This is a genomic window from Cobetia sp. SIMBA_158 (assembly GCF_046566945.1).
GTDB classification, from domain to species: domain Bacteria; phylum Pseudomonadota; class Gammaproteobacteria; order Pseudomonadales; family Halomonadaceae; genus Cobetia; species Cobetia amphilecti.
Genome location: NZ_JAWJYL010000767.1, coordinates 1 through 251 on the forward strand (window position 1 = coordinate 1; position 251 = coordinate 251).

Genomic DNA, 251 nt, shown 5'->3' on the forward strand with positions numbered 1-251 from the left:
CTTCAAACTGAAAGATGGTGAAGATCCGGGATACACCCTGTATGACCTCTCTGAACGTCTGCGTCTGCGCGGCTGGCAGGTTCCGGCCTTCACTCTCGGCGGTGAAGCCACCGACATCGTGGTGATGCGCATTATGTGTCGTCGCGGCTTCGAAATGGACTTTGCTGAACTGTTGCTGGAAGACTACAAAGCTTCCCTGAAATATCTCAGCGATCACCCGAAACTGCAGGGTATTGCCCAACAGAACAGCT

At 53.4% G+C, this 251-nt stretch carries 1 pseudogene; it reads left to right on the top strand.

From position 1 onward, the window contains the following. Positions 1–251: pseudogene (locus R2R70_RS21890) on the top strand (glutamate decarboxylase); the annotation flags it as partial.